The organism is Catenulispora yoronensis, assembly GCF_039531695.1.
GTDB classification, from domain to species: Bacteria; Actinomycetota; Actinomycetes; order Streptomycetales; family Catenulisporaceae; genus Catenulispora; species Catenulispora yoronensis.
In genome coordinates this window covers 1-26,411 of record NZ_BAAAQN010000034.1, presented here as the reverse complement: position 1 = coordinate 26,411, position 26,411 = coordinate 1, and the positions used below count along the sequence as shown (strand labels likewise).

The window sequence follows — 26,411 nt, the reverse complement described above, 5'->3', positions numbered from 1 at the left end:
GCTGCGGCGGCCCTGCGGGCCAACGGCTTCATCGTCCATGTCACCGCGACCGCGGACGAGGCACGCAAGCTGGTCGGAGAGCTGCTGCCGAAGAACACGAAGGTGTTCACGGCCTCCAGCGAGACGCTTCGCCTGGCCGGAATCGCCGAGGACGTCGACGCGTCCGAGGACCACGTGTCCGTACGCACTCAGCTGAGCGACATCCCGGCTGACGACGTCGACGCGCGGATCAGGCTCGGAGCACTGCCGGACGTCGTGGTCGGCAGCGTCCACGCGGTGACCGAAGAGGGGCACCTCGTCGTCGCCTCGGCCACCGGCAGCCAATTCGCCCCGTACGCAGCGGGAGCGAAGAAAGCGGTCTGGGTGGTCGGCGCGCAGAAGATCGTGCCCGACCTGGAGACCGCACTGCGCCGGATCCGCACCTACACCCTGGGCAAGGAGCACCAACACCTGCGGGAACTGGCCGGCCAGGGCTCGTTCATCGGAAAGATCCTGATCATCGAGCGAGAGGCCCTACCCGAGCGCGGCACCGTGGTTCTCGTCCCTGTGCGGAAAGAGACTCGCCCGGCCGCCACCGTCGGCGGCCGGGCGAGACCGAATCAGGGAACCGTGATAGTGCCGGTCAGCGGGAGGTTCCTGGACGAGTCGCCGACGAGGATCTGGTAGGCCCCCGACGTCGTCGTCCAGCCGCCGGCCGAGTCCGCCCAGTGCGCCAGGTCGTGGCTGCTCACGGTGAACTGCACGGTCTGGCTCTGGCCGGGGGCGAGGTTGACCCGGGCGAAGCCCTTCAGTTGCTTGGGCGGCTCGCCGGTGGACGACGGATCGCTCACGTAGAGCTGCGCCACTTCGGCTCCCGCCGTGGTCCCCGTGTTGGTGACCGTGGCGGTGACGGTGCTGGTGCCTCCGGAGAGGGCGCCGACGCTCAGGTTCGAGAACCCGAAGCTGGTGTAGGAGAGCCCGTATCCGAAGGGGAAGAGGGGCGTCTTGTTCTGCGAGTCGTACCAGCGGTAGCCGACGTCGACGCCTTCGGAGTACTGGACCTGGTTGTTCGTGCCGGGCCACTGCGCCGCGGTGTGCGCCGGTACGTCGGCCAGGCTCGCAGGGAAGGTGACTGGCAGCTTCCCGGACGGGTTCGCGTCGCCGAACAGCAGGGCGGCGATGGCGTTGCCCGCCTCCTGGCCGGCGTACCAGTTCTCGAAGACGCCGGCGACCGAGCCCAGCCACGGCATGGTGACCGCCGAGCCGGTGTTGAGGACGACGATGGTCTTGGGGTTGGCCGCGGCCACCGACGAGATCAGCGTGTTCTGGTTGCCCGGGAGGTCGATGTTCGAGATGTCGCTGCCCTCGGACTCGCCGTAGTTCGCGAAGACGATCGCGACGTCGGAGGCCTTGGCCAGGTTGACCGCGCGGGTGACGCCGGCGGCGTCGGTGCCGGCCTCGTACGAGACGGTCACGCCCGAGCCCGCCCGGTTCGTGATGCCGGTCAGCGGGGAGACGGTGCCCGAGCTGCTGACGCCGGCGCTGCCGCCGCCGCTGGTCTGCACGCCCGAGCCGCCGTCGTTGCCCAGCACCGCGATCGAGTGCGTCGTCGAGGTGGACAGCGGCAGCAGGCCGTTGGCGTTCTTGAGCAGGACGGTGCCTTCCTCGGCGACCGTCCGCGCGGTGGCCACGTGGGCCGGCGTGGTGACGGTCGCGCCGGTCGAGCCGCTGGGCGCCTTGTCGAAGAGACCGAACTCGAACATCTTCGTCAGGACCCTGCCGACCATGGTGTTCAGCGTGGCCGTGGTCACCGTGCCCGCCGTGACGGCCGAGGACAGCGCCGTGCCGAAGTAGCTGCTGCCCGGCATCTCCATCGTCAGGCCGGCGTTCGCCGACGCGACGGTCGAGTGCGTGGCGCCCCAGTCCGAGGTGACGAACCCGGTGAACGCGTCCTGCTGGTACAGCGCGGTGTTGAGGATATACGGGTTCTCACACGCGTAGGTGCCGTTGACCGTGCTGTACGAGCACATCACCGAGGACGCGTTGCCCTTGGTGATCGCCGCGTTGAACGCGGGCAGGTAGATCTCCTGCAGCGTCTGGTTGCTGACGATGGCGTTGTCGGCCGGGCTGTTGCGGTTCGTCTCCTGGTTGTAGACGGCCGCGTGCTTGACCTGGGCCATCACGCCCTGGCTCTGGATGCCCTGGATGTTGGCGGCGGCTATCTGCCCGGCCAGGTAGGGGTCCTCGCTGAACGTCTCGAAGGCCCGGCCGAACCGCGGGTCGCGGACGATGTTGATCGTCGGGCCGAGGGCGACGTTCACGCCCTTGCCGGCGAACTCGGTGCCCTCGGTCGCGCCGTACTGGTTCTCCAGCGCGGTGTCCCAGGTCGCCGCCGCCGCTACCGGCGCGGGCAGCTGGGTGACGCCGCCGAGCCCGTCGCCGACGCCTTGGGGACCGTCCTGCAGGTTGAGGCCGGGGACGCACAGGGCCGGGATCGGTGCGACGACCCCGACGTACGCGCCGCCGACGCCGTGCAGCAGCGAGATCTTCTGGGACTGGTTCATGGCCGCGATGACCTGGCTGACGCGCGTCGCGACCGGAGCGGTGGAGCCGACCCACGGGCAGTTGGGAGGAGGCGGGGTGCCGGTGCCGGTGAGGATCTGGAACTCCCAGAGGGAATAGCCGTACGGGGTGGCCCTGGCCGTGCCGTACATGCGGACGTACCGGCCGGTGCCCGTCACGTTGAGCGCCTGCGTGCCGCCGGGGCCGCTGGTGGTCGAGTAGATCGTCGTCCAGGTTGCCGCGTCCTGCGACGTCTGGATCTGGAACGCCGAGGCGAACGCGGCCTCCCACGTCAGGTCGACGTGGCAGATCGGCTGGGACGAGCCCAGGTCCACTTGGACCCACTGCGGGTCGCTGAAGGCGCTTGACCAGCGGGTGCTGGTGTCCCCGTCGAAGGCGGCGCTCGCCGGCGTCATCGCGTTCTCGGTCGACGAAGCGGTGGCCGGCTTGCCCTGCGCGGCGTTCGTCGGCCCGCAGGTTCCGCCGGTGCCACCGGCCGTTCCGTAGACCTGGAACTCCCAGAGCGAGTAACCCCAAGCCGTTCCGCGGGCGGTGCCGTACATCCGGACGTACCGGCCGGTGCCGGTGACGTTCAGGGTCTGGGTTCCGCCGGTCCCTGTGGTGGTCGAGTAGATGCTCGTCCACGTGGCGGCGTCAGGAGAGGTCTGGATCTGGAAGGACTTGCCGTATGCGGTCTCCCATTGCAGGACGACCTGGCTGATCGTGTCGCTCGCGCCGAGGTCGACCTGGATCCACTGCGGGTCGCTGAAGGCGCTGGACCAGCGGGTGGTGGTGCTGCCGTCGAAGGCGGCGCTCGCCGGGGTCCCGGCGTTCTCGGTGGAGGACGCGGTCGCCGCCTTGCCTTGCGACAGCAGCGTCGTGCCCGCGGCTGTGGCCTTGCTCGGCACGGCGAGCTGGGTGCCGCCGACCAGTGCCATGAGGGTCGCCAGGACGGTCAGGGAGGTGAACAGCACCCTGAGTCTTCCGTGGCGTCGCGATGTGCCGGGACTCGAGCGGGCCATGAAGGCTCCTTCTCTGGTCGAGCAGACGTCAGTGGTCGAAGTCCCCGTGGTGACGCGCGGCATTGGGAGAGCGCTCTCCCATCCTGAAGTGAGGTATACGCTCGCGTTACGGGGTTGTCAAACAACCCTGACACCGTGTCCAAGGGCCCTGAGTCACTTGTGTTGCGCCACGAGAACGCGGAGCCACCCGCGCGCGGCAGTCGATCCTCAGCCGGACACGGCCACCAGGCCCAGCTCGTAGGCGATGATCACGAGGTGGACGCGGTCCCGGGCGTCGAGTTTCGTGAAGATCCGCGCGACGTGGGCCTTGGCGGTGCCGGGGGTGATGAACAGCTCCTCGGCGATCTGGGCGTTGGACAGGCCGCGGCCGACCAGCGTCAGGACCTCGCGCTCCCGCTCGGTGATGCCGTCCAGCGCCCGCGGGCCCGCCGCGACCGGCCGGGCGGCGGCCGGTCCGGGACGCCCGGTGAAGTGCTCGATGAGACGCTTGGTCACGACCGGGGCGAGGAGGGCCTCGCCGTCCGCGATGGTCCGGATGCCGTCGAGGATCGATTCCAGGACCATGTTCTTGACGAGGAAGCCGCTCGCCCCGGCGCGCAGCGCGGCGTAGACGTAGTCGTCGTCGTAGAACGTGGTGAGCACCAGGACGTGCGTCGTCGACGCGGGGTCCGAGGTGATGAGCCGGGTGGCCTCGATGCCGTCCATGCCGTCCATCCGGATGTCCATGACGGCGACGTCGGGGCGCAGGGCCCGGACCAGTTCCACCGCTTCGGCGCCGTCCGCGGCCTCCCCGACGGCCTCGATGTCCGGGGTGTCGGCGATCAGGACCCGCAGTCCGGCGCGGACCAGCGGCTGGTCGTCCGCTATCACGACCCGGATCACCGGTGCGCCCCGGCGGGCACCGGAAGCCGGGCCGCGACCCGGAAGCCGCCGTCCGGCCGCGGCCCGGCGGTGAAGTCGCCGTGCAGCAGGCTGACACGCTCCCGCATCCCGGGGATGCCGTACCCGCCGTACTTGCCGTACCCACCGTGCGGGCCGGCGCCGCGTTCCGGCTCGCGCTCACGGTCCAGGCCGGCAACGCAGCCCTGGCCGCTCTGACCGCCCTGGCCGCCCTGACCGTTCTGGCCGCGGCCCGCGTCGATGATCTCGATGGCCAGTTCCTCTTCCCGATAGTCGACCGTCACCCGGCATTCGCGGGCGCCGGAATGCCGGACGACGTTGGTCAGCGCTTCCTGGACGATCCGATAGCCGGACAGCTCGATGTCGGCGGGCACCGCTCTGCGTTCCCCCCGCCACCGGACGTCGACCCGCACACCGGCCTGCGTCGTCGTCGCCGCCAACCGATCGACGTCGGCCAGGCCCGGTGCCGTCTGGAGGGACGCCGCCGACTCGAGGGACGCCGCCGGGCCGGGGTCGTTCTCGCGCAGGGCGCCGAGGGTCCGCTGGAGCCCCGACAACGTCTCCTGGCTGATGGTCTCGATGGCCTGGAGCGCCTTCCGGGTCTCGGCCGGCTGCGTCGCCATGACCCGGCCGCCGACGCCGGCCTGGATGGCGATCACGCCGATGCTGTGCGCCACCATGTCGTGGAGTTCACGCGCGATACGGAGCCGCTCCGCGGTGACGGCCTCGGCCGCGGACCGTGCGCGCAGGATCGCTGCGTGTCCGCGCCGCTCGCTGACCAACATGCCGACCATGCAGGCCACGGCCATCGCGAGGACCCCGAAGATGGTGACCGAGGCGTGCGGGCCCTCGGACAGCCCCGGGGGAGCGGTCACCGCGACGGCGACGCGCTGCCGGTGGTAGTCGCGGAAGTAGGCGATGACCCAGAGCTGCACCGCCAGCGACAGGGTGACCGCGGCTGTCGCGACCTTCAACGTCCGGGTGGCGACGATGTAGCCGACCGCGAGGTCCACGCCCAGGAAGGGCAGGAACAGGACGTCGTCCGAACGGCGATGGGCCCCCACCACGACGACCGATCCGGCGAGCATCAGCGTCAACGCGGTCAGCGGCCGCCGCCGGAGCAGTCCGGTCAGCAGACCCATGGCGAGCGTCGACGCGATGTACCGGAGGCTGAGGTAGGAGGGGTGCGGCACACCGGGCAGCAGCGACGGCAGCGTCATGATCGGGAACAGCGCGGCGCCGGTCCAGACCAGCACGGTCGATCTCGCGGTCGGCGGCCTCACGGCGCGGGGCGGGTTCGGCGGGTCGGCGTCCACGCAGTGATCGTAAGCCGCCGGCCCGGCCCGGGCATTGGCCCGCGGATGTATGCCCACGGGCCACAAGCACGACCGCACGATTGTTGCCGACAGCCAGATGAGGACCACGCGGCGGCCGCGACACCGTTGACCGCATGACGCAAACCAGGAATGCCGACGGCAGGGGTGGCGACGATGGGGGTGCCGACGATGGGGGTGCCGGGGAGCGGGACGCCGTCGTCCGGCTCGTGAACGTCCGGAAGGACTTCGGGAACCACCCGGCGCTCGACGGGGTCTCGCTGGAGATCACCGCCGGGGAGTCGGTGGCGGTGATGGGACCGTCCGGCTCGGGGAAGTCGACGCTGCTGAACCTGGTGTCTGGGCTGGACCGGGCGACCGCCGGATCGGTCGTCGTCGGCGGGGAGGACCTCGGGAGGCTGACCGAGAAGGGCCTGGCACTGTTCCGGCGGCGCCGGATCGGCATGATCTTCCAGTTCTTCAACCTGCTCGACGACCTGCCGGCGCTGGACAACATCGCGCTGGCCGGGCAGCTGGTCGGGATGAAGGCCCGCCCGGCGCGCCGGCAGGCCCTGGACCTCATGGACCGGCTCGGGATCGCCGACCGGAGGGACATCTATCCGGCCTCGCTGTCCGGCGGTGAACGGCAGCGGGTCGCCACCGCGCGGGCCCTGATGAACAAGCCGTCGCTGCTGCTGGCCGACGAGCCGACCGGCGCGCTGGACAGCGAGTCCGGCGACCAGGTGATGCGGCTGCTGGCGGATCTGAACCGGCTCGGCCAGACGGTGCTGGTCGTCACCCACGACCCCCGGGTCGCCGCCCGGTGCGCCGACCGCGTCATCGAGGTCGTCGACGGACTCATCGCCCGCGACCACCGGACCGAAGCCGGATCCGCTTCCGTAACCGGCGGAGCCTCCGCGGACACCAACGCCGGATCCGCTTCCGTAACCGGCGAAGCTCCCGCGGACACCAACGCCGCCGAGCTCCGCAGGACCGTGCGATGAGGGCCGTCTGGCGGGCGTCCCGGGCCGCGGTCAAGCGGCGCCGGCTACAGACCTTCGTCTTGGCGCTGGTCGTCATGATCTCGACCGTGACGGTCGTCGTCACGCTCGGCCTGCTGGCGGCCGTCTCAGGCCCCTTCGACCGGGTCTACGCCGCGGCGAAGGGCGCCCATGTGGTCGCCGAGTTCGACCGCTCCAAGGTCACCGACGCGCAGCTGGCCCAGGCGGCGAAGGATCCCGCCGTGGCCGCCGTGGCCGGCCCGTTCCCCCAGCTCGTCTTCCACCAGTCCGTGGCGGTCGGCGCCCGGCCGATCAACGTGCCTGGCATCATGACCGTGGTCGGCCGCGCCGATCCCCACGGGCCTGTCGACGACCTCACGCTCAGCACGGGGCGCTGGCCCTCGGCCCCGGGTGAGATCGTCCTGCGGCAGCCCGGATTCTTCAAAGCAGTCCCTCTCCCGATCGACCTCGTCACCCCGGGCGAGCCGACGCTGAGGATCGTCGGGTTCGCGAACTCCGCCGGCCAGTCCGCCGACGCCTGGGTCACCCCGGACGAGGCCAGGGCGCTGGGCGCGACGTCGACCCAGATGCAGTACCGCTTTCACTCCGCCGGCACGGACGCCGACCTCAAGACCGGACTCGCCGCGGCCACGAAGGGCCTGCCGGCCGATGCCCTCACCGGCTCGCACGACTACCTCGCGCTGAAGGCGAAGCTGGCCAGCGGCCCCAGCGCCTACTTGCCCTTCCTGACCGTCTTCGGGATCCTCGGCCTGATCGTCTCGGTCCTGATCGTCGGCAACGTCGTCAGCGGCGCCGTCGTCTCCGGGTTCCGGCACATCGGGATCCTCAAGGCCATGGGATTCACCCCCGACCAGGTCACGGTGGTCTATCTCCTGATCGTCACACTCCCCGCGGCGGTCGGCTGCGTCCTGGGCACGGTCTTCGGCGCGGCGCTCGGCACCTGGCTGGTGAACCAGGTGTTCTACGGGATCCAGGGGGCCGAACTGATCGACGGTGCCGCCGGAGTCCCGGCGACGGTGTATCCCGCGGTCCTGATCGGCATGCCCGCCGTCGTCGTCCTGGCCGCGCTCATGCCGGCGTTCCGGGCCCGCCGACTGCCGGCGGCCGTGGCCATCAGCGCGGGCAGCGCGCAGCGGGCCGGACGCGGACTGGCGGTGCAGCGCCGGCTCGGCGGATCACGCCTGCCCCGGGCGATCAGCCTCGGTCTGGGCTGGCCGTTCGCCCGGCCGGCCCGCACGCTCCTGACCCTGTCGGCCGTCGTCGCCGGGGTCACGACCGTGACGCTGGCGATCGGGATGGCGGGGTCGACGTTCAGGTTCGGGGAGCTCCACCGGCGAACGGACCAGGTGTACTTCACCACCGGCTCCGGGAGCCCCGCCGACCCGGCGCCGACCCACACCGACGCCCAGATCGACGCGCTGATCCGCGCCCAGCCGGGCGTCCTGCGGGTGGCCGCCGACGCCTCCGTCGAGACGCGCATCGCGGGCTCCACGGCGACGATCTGGGCCGGCGTGATCCGGGGCGACTACGGCGCCATCCAGGCCCCGCTCGTCCAGGGCCGCTGGGCGACCGCGCCCGGCGAGGTCACCGTGGACTCGGAATACCGGCACCAGTTCGGCCTCACTGTCGGCCAGACGATCAGGATGCTCGACGCGAGCGGTGCGGAGGTGCCCGAGAAGATCGTCGGCGAAGGACCCGGCTGGCACATCGCCACGCCCGACTGGCAGTCCTTCATCGGACTCAACCCGCAGGGCCGCGCCGCGACGTTCTATGTCACCCTCGCCAAGGGCGCCGACCCCGCAGCCGTGATCGCGGCCATCGGCGGCCAGGACCCGGGCCTGCACGGCGCCGTCGACGGCGAATCGAAGACCAGTGAGAAGACCTTCCTCAGCATTATCACGACCCTCACGATCATGCTGTCGATCGTCGCCTCGCTCGGCGTGCTGAACACGGTGGTCCTGAACACCCGCGAGCGCCGCCGTGACCTCGGCACACTCAAGGCCATCGGCATGACACCAGGACAGGTGATCGCCATGGTGGTGACGGCGATGACCGCGCTCGGCACGCTCGGCGGCCTGATCGGCGTCCCCCTCGGGATACTCGCCCACCGGATCGTCATCCCGCTCACTATGCACGGCATCCAGGAAGAGACCCCGGACTCGATGCTGGACGTGTGGAACTGGGCTGGCCTGGTCCTCCTGACGCTGTCCGGAGCCGTGATCGCCGCGACAGGGGCCTACCTGCCCTCGATCCGCGCATCGCGGGCTCCGGTCGCGGAGGTGCTCCGGACCGAATAGCCCGTCGTGCGGCCGGCCGGGCCATCGAAGTGTGACCGCGTCATTACCGTAGTTCGCTCAACCGTCAAATCTGCGCCATGGAACACCGAGTTCTCCAAGCGGGCGAAGCACGGAGCGATGGAATGCCGCGGCTTGGAACGAGAAGGTTTCGTTCCCTTCCTGGGTCACGGCCGCGATCAGGCCAGGCGCGACGAAGAAACGTTGGGAGTCGTTCGGCCAGCGCCACGGCTTCCACGGCATCGGTGTCAGCGCCGCGGTCACCTTTGCTGTCTGTTCAGCCGATAGCTTGGGACTGTAAGCGAAGTAATGGGCGCTCACCATGGCTTCGAAAAGCGAGAACTGGAGCAAGAACCCGCTCATCGGCTCGTGTTCACGACTCAGCCTTTCGCCGTCGAGGTCGTGAAACCAGACGTCGGGGTCGGCCTGCGCGGGATCGAAAAGCCAGTCGAACGATCCCTGGTTCTCATGGCCGAATGCGACAAGCCCACGCTCCCCTTCTGCCCATTCGTCTGGCCGCGTGATGAAGTTCTGCCGGCCGAGAAGGACGGGGCGCTTCCGGGCAAGGCGGAAGAAGCCCGCGAGCGGTGCGGGGATGTCCCACTGGTGCGGGAGAAAGTCGCCGAGGTCCTCGGCGGTCTCGGGAATCCAGCCGGAGACAAAGTCCTGGAGAGCGGCGGTCGGATCGTCCTTGATATTGGCGAGCCACGCCAGCTCCGGCAGGGCGTCGGGTTCGCGAACCGGCCTGACACGTGCCAAGACCTCGCCAGTCAGCTCCGGGTCGATTGCCAGCTCGGCGCTGAGCATGACCCCGTCGCGGTACTCGCCCTGAACCGGCTTCCCGGCCCCCAGGTAGAAGCAGCCTTCGGGCAGCCGGGCGAAGAGGTGGATCTGGCGCGCGCCGCGCTCTGTGGCCCAACTCCAGTGCGGCGAGCCCGGCAGGTGGCCAACCGAGCGGACGGCGGCATCCTCGACGAACGGACCGTGAAGTCGAAACCGCCGACTGTTCCACACTCCGCTGATGCCTATCGAGTCCTGCGGGTCGGTGATGATGACCATCGCATCGTTCCCGACAACGACGGAGGCACCCTCAGCCTCGCAAGTGTCGCGGTCATCGCCGGCAAGGCGCATCGCGGCGTCCACGGGGAGGATGTCGGTCGGGCTCAGAGGCACGTCGTGGAGCATATAGGTCGGCTCAAGGCACTGCCGCTACGGGCGAACGGCCGCTACAGGCGAACGGCGAGCGACGGCATGGCCAGCTGCCTCGTCGGCGGCTCAGGGGATGGTGTTGAGCACGCGCGCGTACAGCCGCCGCACGATCTGCGCCTGCGTCGCGCCGACCGAGCCGTAGTGGTCCAGCCCCGGGCTGGCGTTGACTTCGAGCACGGCGTAGTCGCCGTCCGGCGCCGTCAGATCCGAGCAGGCCAGGTCCACGCCGCCGAAGCGCAGGCCGAACTGGGCGCAGATGTCGATCGCGAGCAGGCGCCATCGCTCGCAGACGGTGTCGGTGTACTCCACCGCCGTGCCACCGGCGGACAGGTTCGAGATGTCGTGCAGACGCACCCGGACGCCGGCGGCGGGGACCGAATCCCAGGTGAGGCCGTTCGCCGCCAAGCGTGCGGCGATGCGCCGGTCGCCGGGAGTGAGCACGGTGTCGCGCTGGTCCGCCCGGAAGGCCAGTTGCAGCCGGCCGACCAGTTCGGCGATCGTCCCGACGCCGTCCCCCTCGACCTGGAGCGGACGTCGCTCATAGGCCGAGATGAGCTCGCCGTCGAGCACGACGAGACGGTAGTCGGGTAGTGCGACGTCCTGCTCGACCAGCGCGACCTTGACCCGCTCCCGCTCGTAGCCGTCCAACGCCGCGACGACCTCCTGCTCAGTACGGCAGCACCAGATGTTCTGCCCCTTCGACCCGTCGACCGGCTTGACGTAGACCGGCATCCGCAGCTGCTCGCGGATGTACGGGAGCATCTGGTCGACGGTCCGCAGCAGCTCCGGACCCAGCACGCCGGCCCGCGGACGCAGCAGGTCGGCCCACCAGTTCAGCAGAAAAGACTGTCCGCGCGCGCAGGTGACGCCCTGCAACTGGAGGAAGTAGCGGGTGAAGGCCTTGTCCCGGACCACCTCGCAGGCGGCGCCGGAGTTCAGGCCGACGTCGTTCCCGCGAGTCATCCGCACCCGGCCGCCGGTGTAGCGGATGCGCGTCGTGTGTCCGAACTCCGGCTCGATCTCGATGTCCTCGACGTTGCTCAGCGCACCGCTGTTGAACAGCTCGGCGGCCATCCGGGTGACGAAGGGGTAACGCCGCAGCACGGTCAGCGCCATCAGCGGACTGCGTTCTCGATGGCCCGGCGCATGTCGGCCAGGTAGTAGAACGAGCCGGCCACCACCACCGGCGAGCCGGACGCCCGGCCGAGCCCGACCAGCCGCGGCACGTCGAGGCCCTGGCACAGGTCCGCAGCGCCGGCTGTGCGCGCCGCATCCAGCAGCTGCTCGGCCGTGGCCGACCGGCCCACCGGCACGTCGCCGCCCAGCACCGCGAACTGCCCGAACATGATCGCCGACGCGTGCTCGGCGATGATGCCGATCATCTCGCTCATGGCTTTGTCGGCGCGGCAGGCGAAGATCCATGGGAAGCGAGCTTCGGGCCCGTACTGCGCTGCCAGCGAGTCGCACAGAGCTGCGAGCTTGAGCGGGTTGTGCGCGCCGTCGAGCACAGCGACGACCTCGCCTCCCGGGCCGTGCACCGGCTCCATCCGTCCCGGTAGGCGGGAGGCCGAGGCCGCCAGATCGGTCCGGGCCGCGGCCTCATCGAGTTCCCGGTTGCGGGAAGCGAGCGTGATGCGCGCGGCAGCCAGGATGAGCCCGGCGTTCTCGGCTTCGTGGGGCGCCCGGCCCAATCCCGGCTCGGACGGGATGAAGGCTAGGTCGCAGCCGTGGCGGGCGGCCTCCTGTACCAGAACCTGATTGACCGAGTCGTCCGCCGAGCGCGCTGCGACGGCCCGGTCGCAGCCCAGGATCCCAGCCTTCTGCTGGGCGATCAGCTCGACCGTGTCACCGAGCACCACCTGGTGGTCCAGGCCGATCCTGGAGATGACGGCGAGCTTGTCGCGGCGCGTGATCGTGTTCGTCGTGTCGAACAAGCCGCCGAGACCGGTCTCGACCACGGCCACGTCGCAGCCCTGTTGGGCGAACAGCAGGAACGCCATCCCGACGGTGACCTCGAAGAAGGTCGGGCAGCCGGACGGTGAGCCCGCCATCTGCCGGATGGCGGGCAGGCAGCCGGCCAGCAGGTCGCGGAACTGCTCCTTGCCGCACAGCTCGCTGTCGATCTGGAGGCGCTCGCGGATGTCGTATACGTGCGGTGAGACATGGCAGCCGACCGTGAGCCCGTGCGCCGTCAGGAGCCGCGACACCCCGTAGGAGATCGAGCCCTTCCCGGCCGTCCCGGCGATGTGCACGGCTTGGACCCGGTCCTGCGGATTGCCGAGCAGCGCGAGGTACCGCTTCGAGCGTTCGAAGCCGTCAGCGCCGCTGAACTGACCACGCCCGGCCGGCGTCAGCTCGGCGTAGAGGAATTCGACGGCTTCTTCGTAGCTCGACGGAAGCCACGTCCCGTACAAACGCTCGAAGCCCACGGCCAGTCTCCTGACAGGTTGAGATACGTGCCCAGAGCCAATGGAGTGCCTCCAATACCTGAAGGGTGCCAGCGGGGCTAGCGAAACGCGAACTCCATAAAATAGATTCTTTCGTTTCAAATGACAGCCAACGGGCTCTGCACTTCAGGGTAGCGTTTGGGTGGCGTTCATTGATTCCCGACTTCATAGGCAAGCCGGACCACGAAGTCGTTTGCCGGCCGACGCCACCGCATGGAAGCGTGACCATTTCGTCTTCGGGGAGGAACCGTCTTGGACGCCGCACGCCGTTTCGCCGATGCCGACCACCTCACCGACCTCGTCAAAGCCGCCTTCGGCACCGACCGCCGGATCGACGACCTTCAGCGCCTCCCCAACGGCTCCAAGAAGGGCGTCTACCGCCTGCGACTGGACGACGCCACCCGCGCCGTCGTCTATATCTGGGACCCGGCCGAGGACTACTGGCACGACGTGCTGCCCGACGGCGCCACCGACCCAGCCGACCCGTTCTCCCACGCCTCCGGCCTGGACCTGTTCCAAGCCGCCAGCATCCGCCTCGCCGATCTCGACGTCCGCAGCCCCGCCGTACTGCTGGCCGACCGCAGCCGCACCCTGTATCCCGCAGACATCGCCATCGTCGAAGACGTCACCGGCGGAACCCTGGAGCACTTCCTGGAGCACGAACCCGACGCCGCCACGGCAAGCCTGGACATGCTGGCCGAATCGCTGCGCAGGATGCACGGCCACCAAGCCCCCGCCTTCGGCAAGGTCGGGTTCGTCGACAGCGGCGGCCGTTCGACACGCACCACCTGCGAGCAGGTGGTCCTGGACCGGGCTCTGACCCAGGTCACCGAAGCCGCCAACAAGGATCCGCGCGCCGCAACCGGCCGCGACGCCCTCAACGACATGCTGCACACCCTCGCCGCACGAATCAGCCCCCGCTCGCGCATCGGGCTCATCCACGGCGAGCTCGGCCCGGACCACGTCCTCATCGACCCCGACGGCACACCCGTGCTCATCGACATCGAAGGCCTGATGTACTTCGACATCGAATGGGAACACGCCTGGACCCGCATGCGCTTCGACCGACACTACAACCGCCTGCGCCGCGACGACCTCGACCAGCACCGGCTGCACCTGTACCAACTGGCCATGCACATCGACCTGGTCGCCGGCCCGCTGCGCATCGCCGCAAGCGACCACCCCGAACGCCAATGGTTCCTCGACCTCGCCGACTTCCACCTGCGGAAGGCGCTTGAGTTCCAGCTCTGATACGCGACACCGGATCCCAATCGCGACTGGCGTGGGCAACATCCGAACCTCGTAGCGGCAACTGAAAAGTGGACGACCCGCTCACGGCGATGCCGCCGGACGCGGCGATGCGGGTGCTGTGCAGGTCGGCCCCACTTCGCACCGTCTTTCGGATCGTCGCGGGCCGGATGACGAACCCGCAGATCGACTGTCCCAACTGCTGCGAGGACGAGGAGCTGCACGGGGTTGCGCTCGACGACGGCCGTCGCCGGATCGCCTGCGACCAATGCGGCCACACGTGGACGCGTGGGACGGCGAAGCAGGCGCCGCCACGTGTAGCAGAGCACCGTCGGCCTCCGCCAAACTCAGTGTCCTGCGGACCGAGATGGGATGACGAACCCGGTATCGCGATCCTGAGCTGCCGGGCGCCGACCTTGGAGATGTCCGGCCCTGACAACGTCCCCATGTCACCCGCCTCGCGACCGTACAGGTGGCCGAAATCCTCAGCTTCGAGGAGTACTGGGCAGACCCTGAGTACCGGTCGCGCCGACCGATCATGAACTCGCCACGGATCATCGATCGCACGGGCGACAACATCTATGAGCCAGTGAGCGGCGGCTACCGACAGCTGCCCTCGTTCCACTCCAATTGCGACGGGTCAGAGAGAGCCGACCGTAAGCGAGCGGATCTCGGGGGCAACAACGTCCTGATAGGTGAACGCTTTACCTATTGGGGAAGAAGCGGCCCAGCGCTGCCGGGGCAGATCGAGTTCCTCGCGGTGGGACGCGGCCACCGCTGCAACTTCGCCAACGACCAGGTAAGTGCGGTTGTTCGCTGGTTTGAGGACCTCCCGGGCGGCGTCCAGGGTGCGCCTGCGGAGTGGATGGCAGGCGACCATAGCTGGCGTCAGTCGTGAGGTTGATCATGGCCGCAAGGCATTCGACTCGGACGCCGGCAGAGTCGCCAACTCCCCTCTGATCTCACTCGCGGGAGGACGCTCCCCGACCACTTTGCCTACCGTGACCCGGACCTGATGTGTGCAGACCGGCTGGGAGGTCGAGGAGACCGAGCCGAAGCCCGAGTCGAGTATCCGGTCGGTGATGCTGTCGGATGAGCTGGCGATCGAGTCGGCCCGCTATCGCCAGCGGCAGGACATGGCCACTCCGCCACCACGATCACCCGGGACATCTATACCTCGGTGTTCGACCCGCTGAAGCGCCAGGCCGTCCAGGCCACCGCTGCCGCACTGATGACCAGCGGAGCGACGTGGACTGAGTCGCAATTGGCGCCGGGCGAGCGGGCGAGTCGCCACTGTTCGTCATTGGGGCCGGTCGAGGAGGTCATGGGAGGCGGAAGGCAGTCCTGCCGACGGCCCTGCTCCGCCACAGCATGGGCTCTCGTCGCCTTCGAGGTCGCGCGGCCGGTCCGGGGTTTTTCTCCCTGGTCCCGGTCGCGCGCCGTTCCTGCTTGCCTACCAGTCGGCGGTCGCGTCGCGACCATCGTCCAGTGTGTGTCAGGCGTCAGCAGGTTCCGTCAGTGTGTGTCAGGTGTCAGCAGGCTCCGTTGTCTTTCCATACCGCCCACGAACTCGCCGCGTTCGGAACCGCTCCTGCGGAGGTCCAGGTGGCCGTGTAGTTGTGGCCGGCGTAGGAGACTTTCTGGCCGGTGGTGTACGTGGTGCTCGCGTTCCACGCCGCTGCGCAGCTGCCGGACGTGGTCGGAGGCGCGCTGCTGGTGACGGTCGCGCTGCTGGTGGTGGTCGGAGGCGCGCTGCTGCTGGTGGTCGCGGGCGGGCTGCTACCGGTGGGCCCGCCGCTGGTGCTGCCACCGCTGCTGGTGCTGCCACCGCTGCTGGTGCTGCCACCGCCGGTGCAGGCGCCGTTGTCGGTCCACACACCCGAGGAGTTGCTGCCGGGGGTGTCGCCCTTCGTCCACCATTTGGCGGTCCAGTTGTGGCCGTTGTAGGACACCGCCGCGCCACCGGTGTAGGCGATGCTGGAGTTCCACGCCGCAGCCGTGCAGCCGCCGGGTGCGGGCGACGAGGACGAGGATCCCGTCGACGGGACGGTGGGCGGGGTCGAGTTGCCATAGGGGTTCGCGATGATCGTGATGTTCCGCTTCTGAACGCCCCAGTTGCCGGCCTGGGGGTTCGGCAGCCACACGTCCACGATGCTGCCCTGGATCCAGGTGCCCAGGTCGCCGGCCACGCAGGTGCCGTAGTCCGGGATGCTGAAGTACGTGCCCCATGGGATGTACCGCGGGTCGGTGGCGCATATGCCGCTCTGCGCGTTGAAGCCGGTCGCGGTCGGACCGGTGTTGTCGTACGAGGTGACCATGAAATCGTTGAGTGCGGTGCCGGGTGCCACGTTGCCGTTCCCGGGCGCGATGCTGCCGTCGCTATTGAGCCAGTAGGGAACCGAGAGCTGGCCATAGGAGGCGTCGTTGTTGTTGGTGTCGTACATCGCGATGACGTCGTAGTACGAGTTCGCACACGGCTCGGTGTCGGTCACGGTCAGCGGGGTGGTCTGGCCCCAGTAGCTGATGTAGCCGATGGTGACGCCGTCACGCCACACCTTGTACGCCACCGCGTTGGCCACGGGGTAGACGGTTATCGTCTCCTGGCCGTTGACCATGGTGCCCGTGATCGCCGGCGGGGCCTGACGGGTGGAGTAGTTGAACGCGGCGGCGGTCTGCAGCGGCGGCACCCAGGGGGTGACCGACCGGGGCGGCGCCGTGACATCGGGCGCCCAGAACTTACAGGCCGGCAGGTTCGCGGCCGGGCCGGCCCCGGCCGCCTGGGCCGAACTGATCAGCGGTGCGGCGACCAGCGCGCCTACGCACAACGCTGTGGCGCAGACGGCAGTCAGCGCCGCCCGCATCTTCATGGACAGTCTGCTAAGCATGGTGATGGATCACGCCTCCTGAAACGGATTGATCGGACCGGGCGCCTGGCGGTAGGTGCCGATACTCACCGAGGCGACGTGTTGTGCCGACGCAATCTTCAGAGAACGGCGCAGCCTCGTCAATGGTCTAGACCCATTTTTTGCTCGGCTTGACCATGACGCCCCGACAGAAGTCGGGTCAGACGGCGCGTCGGCGTGCTCGCGGTCTGCGGCTCGGTATCGAGTCGTCCCCCGGACCACAGAACAAAACAGCGGCTACTACTCTGCATCGACTCTCACGTCGGTGCTGGACAGCAGCAAATTGGCGCGGCTGATGGCCTGAACCACCTGACGGTCAGCAGCATCGCGGACCAGGGCCAGGACGTGCAGGCGTAGCATCTCAGTCCCCGCGCCCGCTGCGTTGCCGACCAAGCCGGCTACCAGCTGTTCAACAAGCTGCGCCACTGCGGCGTCGCAGGCTGCAGCGAGCTCCGGTTCGGTCATCGTCGACGACCAGAGCGGCCGGCGGCTGAAGGTCTCATCAGCGCGTGGCAGCAGTTCATACGCCATCGACGCCGCTGGCGTCACGGTGGCGAACGTGGCCGCCGGAATGGCCAAGAAGGTTGAACCAGCAGGCAGGTTCAGCAGTTCGAGGAGCCGGACGACCGCTGCGGACATCCCGGTTGCCTCGATGCTGCCGCCGGCGGTGACCACACGGTCCTCGATCGCCAGCAGCGCTCGCAGACCGGCGCAGTCCAGGAAGGACACCGCGGTCAGGTCCAAGCAGAAGTGGCTGCCGGGTGGTTCGAAGACGGTGTGGAGCCACCGTGGCAAGCGGGTCAGGACCGCCAGGTCGATGTCGCCGCGCACGGCGATCATCCGAGGGTTCGGATTCGGTACGCGAGGTGGGACGTTCACTGGGTTGGCCCTGCCCCTCAGGGTCACGGGGCACGCCTTACTCGTCGGGACGGCTGCCCCGGGTTCCGGAGCCTCATCCGTCCTCGACGCTGCGCGCCTGTCCACGACGCCAGGGTCCGGAGCGTCCCGCACTGGCAACGACTTTAGCGCCGCGCCGACGGTTGCGGAATGTGAGGCGGTGCTGTTCCGGGCGCGTCCGCACACCACCTACAACGCCTAGGGGAGCGGCGGATCCGGGAGGCGCCGAGGTGCCGCGCCGGATACTCAACATCGGTACACCTATGTCCAGCTGGAACGGCCGTCCCGCCGCAGGCTGCTGGCTTTACGGGCCGATGTGCACGTGTGCGGCCCACGCCGATGGCACTCCCGGGAACTTGGACCGCAGCGCGCGAAGTGCCGAGTGCAGCGCTCGGGCCGTGCCGTCGAGCGCCAACGGCTCGGCCTGGTCGGGAGCGAGTCGGCGGTAGAAGTCGGCGGCCAGCCGTTGTGAGGCGAACGTCCCGATCGGCCAGAGCGTGCCGATGACGTGCCGGTAGCCCGCCAAATGGAACGCCCCGGTCAGGTGTACCGCTTCGTCGACCAGTTCCACGCTGCTGAGCGACGTCTCGCAGGCCGACAGGTAGGCGAGTCCTGCTGACAGCCGCAGGCCTTGGAGGTCTGCCACGGTCAACGGGCGGTCTTGGTGGTCGGCCAGGATCAGGCGGCTGGCGCCGGGATCGGCGAATGCGACTCCGTGGCACGCGAAGTGCGCGGTCAGGTAGTCGGGCAGCGCTGCTATGACCTCGTCGCGGGTGGGTTCGGTCAGGACTCGGACTGCTGGGAGCGTCGCTTCGATCGCCGCTGCCTCGGCGTCGGCGCTCGGCAGCGGCATGCCTTCGGCGTCCGTGACGGCGATGGCCACCGTGCCCCGCAGCGCGGGATCCGGGACGTGGCTCCGTGCGAACGCCAGGCTCTGCAGGGTCGGCGTGTATGAGGAGACGACCCGGTCGAAGGCGGTCCTCGGGTTGGCGCGGACGCCGGGATCGTCGCCGGTCAGGTCCTGGTGATGCCCGGCCGCGTGGAGTGGGAGGAAAGCGAGCCCTCCGACCGGGCACCACCACAGACGGCGGGTTGCTGAGGCGTCCGAGTCGGCTTCGGGCAGGGGGTCGACGAATCCGAGGGCTGAGAGGATGTCGCTGACCGCGGCGTCCCACAACCAGCGGAGTATCTCAGCGATACCCTTCTGCGCGGCGGCTCGGTCTTCGGCGTCAGCATCCTGATCTCGAGCGATCTCCACGGTGTCCAGCAGCGTCGCCACCTTCTCTTCGACTGCGTCCTCGGTGAGCTCCGGCAGTGGAATCTGCAGGACTGTGGGCACTGGCCGCGGGGAACGCGCTGACCGCGGGGAACGCGCTGAACGCGCAGAACGCGCAGAACCAGGGTGCCCGGCATCCACGGCGAGCGCGACACCTCCTTGCGGGCCGGCGTAGACGTAGACCACCGGGCCTTCCGCCGCGTGCGCGGCGAGGTCGCTGAACTTCGGTTCCAGGAAGTCCTGGAAGCCCTCGGTCGCGCGGATCTCGGCAAGAATCCGCGTATGCGCGGCGAGCGCGTCCTGTCTGAGCACTGCCAGGCGTCGAGCCGCGAGCCGCTGCTCCGCGACTGGCACCGGCTCGCCGACGGCGCCGCCGTCGTCCTTCTCCGTGAGCGTGTGTTGCAGATCGTCCAGCAGCTCGGTCGCCGATCGCAGCTCGTGCGCCAAGCCGGGTCGGACCTCTTCGAGCCGAGCCATGTCGACGCTTCGTACACGCAGCCGGTCCGCGACCAGGATTCCCCGGGTCTGCTCCAGGATCTCCACGGCGCGCTCCGGCTGACTCGCGTTCAAGGCGAGCGTCGCGAATTGTGTCGCCACGGAGCCCTTGCTCTCGGAGACCTTGAACTCTCGGTCGGCGCGGGACAGTGTTCGATCAGCGAGCAGCGGGAGCAGGGCGATTGCTTCCTCCGCTGAGGCGAGCGCGGCGGTGGGGGACATGCCGCCAAGGCTTAGCATCAAGGCGTACGCGCTCAGCCTGGTCTCCGGGGACGCGGCCGTGTGCTCGGCCGCCAGGCGGAAGGCGTTCTGGACTTCATCGAGTCCCTCGCCGGACCAGGTCGGGTCGTCGTCGTATTCGGCGAGCAGGAAGTGAAAGGTGGCGCGGCCGAGTTTGATCAGGTGGTCGGCCAGAGCGGGGTGGTCATCAGGTGTCGTGGCCACTGCCTCCGTCACGAGGCCTATGATCCGAGCGTGCGTCGCGTTCGCTTCATCGAGGCTGTCGCTGTCCTCCACGTCAATGCCCAGGCTGACGGCGGCGGCCAGGACAGTGGCGAGATTCGTGAGCCGGCCGGCCCGTAGCGGATGCCCGACCGGCGTGCGGCGGACGGCGTCGTCGAGGACCGTGATCGATGCCAGTAGCGCCTGGTCGTCGTCCGTGTGGATGAACAGCTGCCAGAGCGTGTTTCCTTGGATCGTCAGGCGACCTGCGTAGTCCGGCGCTGAAGGGGAGGTCGCGGCCATCGCGGTCTCGATCGCATCGAGGGCGTCGTCCAACAAGCCGACCTGCCCCGTACGGTCGTACAGCAGAGAGATGTTCGCCGCGCTTGCGGTAAGGCGTTTGGCGTATTCCGGATGGCCGAAGACTGTGGTCGCGGCCGCTTCTCTCCCGAGCGCCACCGATTCGGCAAGGACATCCGAGTCGCCGCGAAGCGAATAGAAGTCTCGGAGTGCCTGAGAGAGGTTGTAGGTGAAGCCGGCCCGGGTGTCCCGCGAGATCGCGAGGTTCACGGCGATGCGGTAGGCATCGATGGCCTCGGTGATCGCGGAGATGTCCCTCGTCAGCTCGAAGCGGGTGTGGAGCGCGGATCCCAGACCGGTGTAGAGGGAGCCACGGCCGGGATCGTCGGGACTGACTGCGTCGAGTGCGGCCTGGGCCGCTTCGATCGCCTCGGTGATCGCCTCCGGATCACGCTGGTGGGCCTTCTCCGTGAGGGTCTGTGACAACGCCAAGAGCGAGGCGATGTCATCGGGCCGAGTCGCCAAGGACTCCCGGACGGCGGCCTCGGCTTCAGCCAGAAGCGCGGGGTCGCCGCTCACCTCGTAGTAGGCGCGGAGTGCTTTGGCCAGGTCCAGACGCGGATTCGTCCGCTGTGTGCCCTCCGGATCGACCGCGTCGGCGGCGGCCCGCGCGATACCGACGGCCTCCTCGCGGATAGCGGGGTCAGCACGGGTACGGGCCAGGCCATCCAGTGCGGTCACCAGGTCGGCGAGTCGGTTCGCGCGGTCGACGTCATGCGGAGCCGTGGACTGGACAGCGGCCCGCCCCACCTGAACCGCGAGGTCGAGCAGCCCGAGGTCGTCGTCGCTGTCCGTCAGGCGATAGACCGTCCGGAAAAGCTCCGCGAGCGTGTCGACCGCCAAATCGTCCGTCTCATCGGCGTGCGCCGCAACGGATTCCGTGGCGGCGACACAGGCGGCCCTGAGCCCGGCCAGTAGATCAGGGCTCTGCGTCAGCTTGTAGAGCTCTGCCAGACAGAGCGCTCGCTTGGCGGTGAGTTTGCTTTGCCCGGCCGCATCGACAGCGAGTGACCTCTGCTCCGCGCCGATGAAGTCCAGCGCTTCCGTGAGCAGGCCGGCGTCTTCGGTGGCATCGGCGACGTCCTGGAAGATTTCGAGCACGCGGTCCACGACCAGAGACCGGACACTGGGGTCGGAAACCGGTGCGGTCATCACTGCGCGTGCCGTCTCCAGCGCTTCGTCCAGAGCTGCGGGGTCGCCGTTGGTTCGGCCCAGCGTGCCCTTTGCCAGGGCGACTTGAACCTCGACCAGCGCACGGACGTTCGGATCCAGCGGCGGCCGGACGGCGAGAAGCCGGGTGCCGAGGGCGACGGACTCGTGCAGGAGGTCGCTGTCGCGCGTCCAGCGAAAGAGCATCTGCAGGTGGATCATCAGGGAGGTCATCTGCGCGAGCCCCGCCATGCGGGCGTCTTGTCCGTCGCGCCCCTGCTCCGTGTCCTGAGCAAGCGTGGCAAGCGATGCCCGGCCGGCGGCCACCGCTTCGTTGAGCAGCTCCGGGTCGAAGGTCAAGGCGAAGAGTTCCATCGCCGCGTCGGCGAGCTGACCTTGGTACCGGTGCTGGTTCGGGAAGTCACCGGGGATTGCTGCGATGGCGTCCCGGGCCAGTTGGACAGCGGTGCGCTGGGACTCCTTGTCGTGGCTGCGTGCCCCGGACTCCTGGAGCAGCCGCGCAAGGCTCATCTGGATCGCGCTGCGGCCAGGGTGGCCGGCCGGGGTACGCGCCAGCGCCTCTCGCATGACGGCCACGGCTTCTGGCAACAGCGAGTCGTCATGGCCGGCCTGAGCCAGGCTGCCGAGAGCGTTCCCCAGCGTCATGAGGTGGATGAAACGCCCGGGATCGTCGTCGGACCCGATACCGGCGGCTGTTCGGGCGACCTGGGCGGCTTTTGCGTAGTCTTCGATGTCGCCGGTGGTCGTGGCACGCCGCCCCAACGCGCCCGCATAGTTCGAGTAGAGCCTCGGCGCGTTGGCCTGGTCGAAACCAGCCATGGCGGCGATCGCGGCTTCATGGGTGGAGATCGATTCGGCCAGTGCGGTGTCATCGCCCGTGGCTTCCCACAACTTGAGCAGCGTCGTCCCGAGAACCGATAGGTGGGAATGGACATCTCGATCACCCTCTGGTGAGATGGCGATCGCACTGCGGACTGCCGTGAGCGCTTCGCTGAGGACAGCCGTTTCGCCGGTCAGGTCGTACCGCTCCGACAGCGCGACGCCGAGATTCACCAGCCGGGTGCTTCGGACGATGCTGTTCTGTGCGAAGTCGCGTGAGGAGGCGGCTGAAGGGCCCGCCTGCACTGTGCCTCCGCAACTGGCCAAAGACCGGAGATCGCTCGCCAGGGTGGACTCGAGGCCGGTCTTCGCGGGGTCGTCGTCGGACGTCGCGTCGACGACGATCCGCATAATGGCGACGATCTCCTGCCAGATACCGACCCGACGGTCGGCGACGGCCTGCGGACGCAGTTCGTCAGCCCATTGGGCCAAGAGAGCCACGCTGTCCTCGGACCGGGCTTCGGCCGGCGCCATCCGCATCATCCTGGTCAGCCCCATCACCACCTCGGAGGTGGGCTGGAGGTCGAACAGCTCGGTCAGCACCTCGGCGTAGTCTCCCAGCATTCGGCGCTGTTCGAGCGACTCGTCGGGAACGGAGTTCACGGCCTCCCACCAGAGATCGACGCTCTCCTGGAGCGCGTCGATCAAGCCGGTCTCGGCGTGGGCACGCTCCAGCCCCGCGGCGAACTCCGTCAGCAACTCGACGTGATCGGCCTGATCCCGGGTCCCGGTGTCGGCGGCCTCGCGGCTTGCGTCGACGGCTTCGTACATGCGGAGGATCGAGCGCAGCATCGCGGCGGTATCACGCGTCTGCGAAGAGTCGACGAGCCCCTGGAAGGCTGCCGAGGCCGCCTCGGCGATGGCGGCGTGCTCACTCGCGAATCTCACCCTGACCTCCTGAGGAGGATCGCCGGACGGCTCCCACTTCCATCAGGGTACGCATACGCTTGCCGCATGAGGAGCGAACGGCGCCGCGAGCGCGCCGAAGCCGGCGTCAAAGCACGTATCGGCATGCTGTGCCGGATGGTCGAGCGCACCCCCGGACTCCACGAAGGCCTGGCCGCGGGCGGCGCGGGCGACGCGCTCGATCGGCTGCGTGAGATCGTGGCCGGGGGCCGGTTCGATGCCGACGAGGCCACGGCCCTGCTGGACCTGGTCGACGAGGTGGGCATGGCCGCGCTGAACCTGGACGGCGTGACCACCGGATCGAAGGGCTACCGCCCGCTTCCCGCCGGCCTGGCCCGCGCTGAGTCCGTCTCGGCATGGGTCTGTCCGCACAGCAGCTGCGGCCGCGTCGTCACGTCGGGGGAGTCGGAGACCGCACCGGACTGCACTCTGGGTCCGAGCCGGGTCCCGATGGCCGAATACCGGACCTCGATGTGACGGGATTCCTCGCCGAGATCGCCAAACGGGCAGCCGGCCGCTGGCTGGACCTCCTGGTCCTCCCGGGAGCACTCTGGGTGGCCACAGTGGTTCTGGGGCTGCGCCTCGGGCACGCCCACGCCTTCGCACCGTCCCGCCTGAGCACCTGGATCGACCATCAGGCGAGCCGTCCAGGAGGCCATGACGCGGCAGGCATCCTCCTGATCTCGGCCGCCATCCTGGCCTGCGCCGCCGCGGCGGGTCTCGCGGCCTCGGCGTTGGGCGTCGCCGTCCAGCGCTGGCGCACGCTCCCGGGGCGGCGAGGCCTCTCCCGACTGGCAGTCGCGCTACGGCTTCGACGGTGGAACCGGACCGATCGGCGGTACCGGGAGGCATTCGTGGCTGCCGCAGCGTCCACAGCCGCGGCCCGGCCCGCAGCCGACCGTCGCATCCACGCCGCCCACGCGGCCCACGTCCGGCTGGGCGAGACGGCCCCCACCCGACCGACCTGGATCGGCGACCGCTTCTCCACGACCGGCGCCCGGATCCACGCCGATTTCGGCCTGGACCTGGATCATGTGTGGCCCCGCCTCTGGGTGATCCTCCCGGAGCCGCTGCGGACCGATCTCTCCGCGGCCCAGGACGCATACGCCACAGCCTCTAGGCGCACCGCGTGGGGCGTCATGTACGCGTTCGTAGCCGTCGTCTGGTGGCCTGCGCTGGCGATCGGCGCCGCGGTCATCGTCGCCGGCGAGACACGTAGCCGCACGGCGGCCGTGGCGCTCACCGACCTGATCTGCGCCAGTGTCGAGCTGTATGTCACGGATCTTGCAGACAGGCTCGGCATCACCGCCACGCGGCCGCTTCAGCGTTCCGACGGGCTCGAGATGATGAAGGCGTTGATCGTGATCCGCTGACAGCCCGCCCGCCAATGCTTCGGACTCGGCCGGGTGGACGTCGCGCAGCTGGGCCGAGGCGCGGGCTTGGCTGAGGCGCGGGCTGGGCTGAGCAGATGGCGGTGAGGTGCAGCAGGTACGCCTGGTCTGCTCCGTCAGGCCCCGGCCGCCAGCCGCAGCCGGGCGGCGTCCTGGCTGGGCGCCGCGCCGAACTGGCGCCGGTACTCGCGGCTGAATTGCGAGGGGTTGTCGTACCCGACCCGCTGGGCGACGCCGGTGACGTCCCCGGGGCGGGTGGCCAGCAGCAGCCGCGCCTCCTGAAGCCGGATCTGCTTCTGGAACTGGATCGGGCTCATCGCGGTCACCGCCTGGAAGTTGCGGTAGAAGGCTGAGACGCTCATGCCCGCGATCCGTGCGACGTCCTCGACCCGGAACGGCTGCGCGAAGTGCTCGCGGATCCAGCGCACCGTGCGTGAGATGTGGCTCAGGCTGCTGTCGGGCAGGCCCAGCTGGCGCACGGTGGCGCCCTGCTCGCCGGTGACGGCGCGCCACAGGATCTCGCGCTTGAGCAGCGGCGCCAGCACGGCCTGGTCGCCGGGCTCGTCGAGCAGCCGCACCATCCGCAGCACGGCGTCCAGGAGCGCGGCCGGGGCGTCGCTGACCGCGATCCCGGATGGCGCGGCGGCCGACCGCGGCACGCTCCCGGGACCGGCCTCCAGCAACAGGTCGGCGACCGCTGACGGCTCCAGCACCAGGCCGAAGCCCAGCGCCGGGCGTCCGGGCTCGATCTGCAGGAACTGCCCGGTGACCGGCAGATCCACTGACGTCACGAGGTACTGGCCGGCGCGGTACTCGTACACGCGGTCGCCCAGGGCGAGCCGCTTCGCGCCCTGGACGATGACCGCGAGCACCATCCCCGTCATCGAGGGCGCCGGCGGGTCCGGGCGCTCGACTTTCGACACCAGGACGCCGTCGATCGCCGTGGCGTAGTCCGGCCGCGCGTGGCGGTCCAGCAGGGTGCGCAGTTCGTTGAGGGCGGGCAGCTCGTCGGGGGCCATGGCTCCATTGCAGCACTGTTCACGTGTCTGGACCGGCGGCTGCCACGGGTTCGACGTGCTGTTCCCCGACGCCCGGATCTCCGCCGCCGCCCGGCGTACCCGTACCGACTGGCTGGCGCGACTGCTCACGCAGAGCCCGAATACGTGACATCACCCACCCCCCCCGTAGCGGCACCCACGCCTCATCCCTAGGAGGACCACCATGAAGGTCGCCATCGTTACCGGCGCGAGCTCCGGCATCGGCCGCGGCACCGCCCTGGAGCTCGCCCGGCGCAGCGTCGGCGTCATCCTGACCTACGGCCGCAACGCCCAGGGCGGCCGCGACACGATCGCCGCCATCGAGGAACTGGGCGGCACCGCCGTGGCGCTGCCCCTGGACCTCGGCGAATCCAGCACCTTCGACGCCTTCCGCGAGTCCGTGGCCGGGGCGCTCCGCGACACCTTCCAGCGCGACACCTTCGACTACCTGGTGAACAACGCCGGCACTTCGCAGACCGCGCTGATCGAGGACACCCCCGAGGAGTTGTTCGACCGGCTCTCGCGAGTCCTGCTCAAAGACATCCCTGGAGTTAGGGGTGTCAAGTGGTGATGGGTTCGTGCTGGTTTGTCCAGGCGGTGGCTTCGTCGTAGAGGGTGCCGGTTTTCAGGCAGCCGTGCAGGATCCCGACGAGGCGGTTG

At 69.3% G+C, this 26,411-nt stretch carries 18 protein-coding genes and 1 pseudogene; 9 read left to right on the top strand and 10 right to left on the bottom strand.

Annotation, left to right across the window (positions count from 1 at the left end; translation table 11 throughout):
• Window positions 1–12 precede the first annotated feature (12 nt).
• Window positions 13–666 (top strand): LUD domain-containing protein, encoded by a 654-nt coding sequence (locus ABD481_RS25445; RefSeq protein ID WP_425559286.1) that lies wholly within the window; start codon window positions 13–15, stop codon window positions 664–666.
• Here ABD481_RS25445 and ABD481_RS25440 read toward each other — a convergent pair.
• The 3 genes from ABD481_RS25440 to ABD481_RS25430 form a co-directional block, all read right to left on the bottom strand.
• A complete protein-coding gene (locus ABD481_RS25440; RefSeq protein ID WP_344668268.1) occupies window positions 600–3,563 on the bottom strand; it encodes a glycoside hydrolase family 3 C-terminal domain-containing protein in 2,964 nt (987 codons plus the stop codon). The genes ABD481_RS25445 and ABD481_RS25440 overlap by 67 nt on opposite strands.
• A gap of 207 nt (window positions 3,564–3,770) precedes the next feature.
• Window positions 3,771–4,445 (bottom strand): response regulator, encoded by a 675-nt coding sequence (locus ABD481_RS25435; protein WP_344668267.1) that lies wholly within the window; start codon window positions 4,443–4,445, stop codon window positions 3,771–3,773.
• Complete coding sequence (locus tag ABD481_RS25430; protein ID WP_344668266.1) at window positions 4,442–5,779, bottom strand: sensor histidine kinase; 1,338 nt, start codon at window positions 5,777–5,779, stop codon at window positions 4,442–4,444. The genes ABD481_RS25435 and ABD481_RS25430 overlap by 4 nt, the downstream gene beginning before the upstream one ends.
• 134 nt (window positions 5,780–5,913) lie before the next feature.
• Between ABD481_RS25430 and ABD481_RS25425 the strand changes: the two genes are divergently transcribed.
• Complete coding sequence (locus tag ABD481_RS25425; RefSeq protein WP_344668265.1) at window positions 5,914–6,780, top strand: ABC transporter ATP-binding protein; 867 nt, start codon at window positions 5,914–5,916, stop codon at window positions 6,778–6,780.
• Window positions 6,777–9,095, top strand: coding sequence for an ABC transporter permease (locus ABD481_RS25420; RefSeq protein ID WP_344668264.1), 2,319 nt, complete (start codon window positions 6,777–6,779; stop codon window positions 9,093–9,095). Before ABD481_RS25425 ends, ABD481_RS25420 begins: the two co-directional genes overlap by 4 nt.
• 57 nt (window positions 9,096–9,152) lie before the next feature.
• Here the strand turns inward: ABD481_RS25420 and ABD481_RS25415 are convergent, their stop codons facing one another.
• The 3 genes from ABD481_RS25415 to ABD481_RS25405 all read right to left on the bottom strand — a co-directional run bounded on the left by ABD481_RS25415 (window position 9,153) and on the right by ABD481_RS25405 (window position 12,730).
• The gene (locus tag ABD481_RS25415; RefSeq protein ID WP_344668263.1) at window positions 9,153–10,265 is read right to left on the bottom strand and encodes a hypothetical protein; all 1,113 of its coding nucleotides are present in this window, start codon (window positions 10,263–10,265) and stop codon (window positions 9,153–9,155) included.
• A gap of 102 nt (window positions 10,266–10,367) precedes the next feature.
• A complete protein-coding gene (locus ABD481_RS25410; protein ID WP_344668262.1) occupies window positions 10,368–11,417 on the bottom strand; it encodes a hypothetical protein in 1,050 nt (349 codons plus the stop codon).
• Window positions 11,417–12,730: a bifunctional folylpolyglutamate synthase/dihydrofolate synthase gene (locus ABD481_RS25405; RefSeq protein WP_344668261.1), complete on the bottom strand. Its 1,314-nt coding sequence runs from the start codon at window positions 12,728–12,730 to the stop codon at window positions 11,417–11,419. The genes ABD481_RS25410 and ABD481_RS25405 overlap by 1 nt, the downstream gene beginning before the upstream one ends.
• A gap of 270 nt (window positions 12,731–13,000) precedes the next feature.
• On the opposite strand from ABD481_RS25405, the gene ABD481_RS25400 reads away from it, so the two are divergent.
• Both ABD481_RS25400 and ABD481_RS25395 read left to right on the top strand, forming a co-directional pair.
• A complete protein-coding gene (locus ABD481_RS25400; RefSeq protein ID WP_344668260.1) occupies window positions 13,001–13,999 on the top strand; it encodes a phosphotransferase family protein in 999 nt (332 codons plus the stop codon).
• Window positions 14,000–14,468: 469 nt separating this feature from the next.
• A complete protein-coding gene (locus ABD481_RS25395; protein ID WP_344668259.1) occupies window positions 14,469–14,894 on the top strand; it encodes an Nmad2 family putative nucleotide modification protein in 426 nt (141 codons plus the stop codon).
• A gap of 634 nt (window positions 14,895–15,528) precedes the next feature.
• On the opposite strand, the gene ABD481_RS25390 is transcribed toward ABD481_RS25395, so the two are convergent.
• From ABD481_RS25390 to ABD481_RS25380, 3 genes are all read right to left on the bottom strand, one after another.
• Entirely contained in the window at window positions 15,529–16,863 is a 1,335-nt protein-coding gene (locus ABD481_RS25390) for a carbohydrate-binding protein (RefSeq protein ID WP_344668258.1), read from the bottom strand.
• 276 nt (window positions 16,864–17,139) lie between these two features.
• Window positions 17,140–17,739 carry an STAS domain-containing protein gene (locus ABD481_RS25385; protein WP_344668257.1) on the bottom strand — a complete coding sequence of 200 codons (600 nt, stop codon included), beginning with the start codon at window positions 17,737–17,739 and terminating at the stop codon, window positions 17,140–17,142.
• A gap of 361 nt (window positions 17,740–18,100) precedes the next feature.
• Window positions 18,101–23,209: a CHAT domain-containing tetratricopeptide repeat protein gene (locus ABD481_RS25380; RefSeq protein WP_344668256.1), complete on the bottom strand. Its 5,109-nt coding sequence runs from the start codon at window positions 23,207–23,209 to the stop codon at window positions 18,101–18,103.
• Between the two features lie 162 nt (window positions 23,210–23,371).
• On the opposite strand from ABD481_RS25380, the gene ABD481_RS25375 reads away from it, so the two are divergent.
• Window positions 23,372–23,800 (top strand): hypothetical protein, encoded by a 429-nt coding sequence (locus tag ABD481_RS25375; RefSeq protein ID WP_344668255.1) that lies wholly within the window; start codon window positions 23,372–23,374, stop codon window positions 23,798–23,800.
• Window positions 23,797–24,696: a hypothetical protein gene (locus ABD481_RS25370; protein ID WP_344668254.1), complete on the top strand. Its 900-nt coding sequence runs from the start codon at window positions 23,797–23,799 to the stop codon at window positions 24,694–24,696. Before ABD481_RS25375 ends, ABD481_RS25370 begins: the two co-directional genes overlap by 4 nt.
• Window positions 24,697–24,830: 134 nt before the next feature.
• On the opposite strand, the gene ABD481_RS25365 is transcribed toward ABD481_RS25370, so the two are convergent.
• Window positions 24,831–25,733 (bottom strand): AraC family transcriptional regulator, encoded by a 903-nt coding sequence (locus ABD481_RS25365; RefSeq protein ID WP_344668253.1) that lies wholly within the window; start codon window positions 25,731–25,733, stop codon window positions 24,831–24,833.
• A 25-nt stretch (window positions 25,734–25,758) separates the two neighbouring features.
• Here ABD481_RS25365 and ABD481_RS25360 point away from each other — a divergent pair.
• A pseudogene (locus ABD481_RS25360) lies at window positions 25,759–25,881 on the top strand (alpha/beta hydrolase); the annotation flags it as partial.
• Between the two features lie 54 nt (window positions 25,882–25,935).
• Window positions 25,936–26,322, top strand: a complete 387-nt coding sequence (locus tag ABD481_RS25355; protein ID WP_344668252.1) for an SDR family NAD(P)-dependent oxidoreductase — start codon at window positions 25,936–25,938, stop codon at window positions 26,320–26,322.
• The last annotated feature ends 89 nt before the right edge of the window (window positions 26,323–26,411 follow it).

Coding starts and splice junctions, on each gene's coding strand:
- ABD481_RS25425 (WP_344668265.1), top strand. CDS start 5,914: ATGACGCAAACCAGGAATGCCGACGGCAGGGGTGGCGACGATGGGGGT.
- ABD481_RS25390 (WP_344668258.1), bottom strand. CDS start 16,863: ATGAAGATGCGGGCGGCGCTGACTGCCGTCTGCGCCACAGCGTTGTGC.
- ABD481_RS25410 (WP_344668262.1), bottom strand. CDS start 11,417: ATGGCGCTGACCGTGCTGCGGCGTTACCCCTTCGTCACCCGGATGGCC.
- ABD481_RS25440 (WP_344668268.1), bottom strand. CDS start 3,563: ATGGCCCGCTCGAGTCCCGGCACATCGCGACGCCACGGAAGACTCAGG.
- ABD481_RS25365 (WP_344668253.1), bottom strand. CDS start 25,733: ATGGCCCCCGACGAGCTGCCCGCCCTCAACGAACTGCGCACCCTGCTG.
- ABD481_RS25385 (WP_344668257.1), bottom strand. CDS start 17,739: ATGATCGCCGTGCGCGGCGACATCGACCTGGCGGTCCTGACCCGCTTG.
- ABD481_RS25380 (WP_344668256.1), bottom strand. CDS start 23,209: ATGCTGCGCTCGATCCTCCGCATGTACGAAGCCGTCGACGCAAGCCGC.
- ABD481_RS25355 (WP_344668252.1), top strand. CDS start 25,936: ATGAAGGTCGCCATCGTTACCGGCGCGAGCTCCGGCATCGGCCGCGGC.
- ABD481_RS25375 (WP_344668255.1), top strand. CDS start 23,372: ATGAGGAGCGAACGGCGCCGCGAGCGCGCCGAAGCCGGCGTCAAAGCA.
- ABD481_RS25420 (WP_344668264.1), top strand. CDS start 6,777: ATGAGGGCCGTCTGGCGGGCGTCCCGGGCCGCGGTCAAGCGGCGCCGG.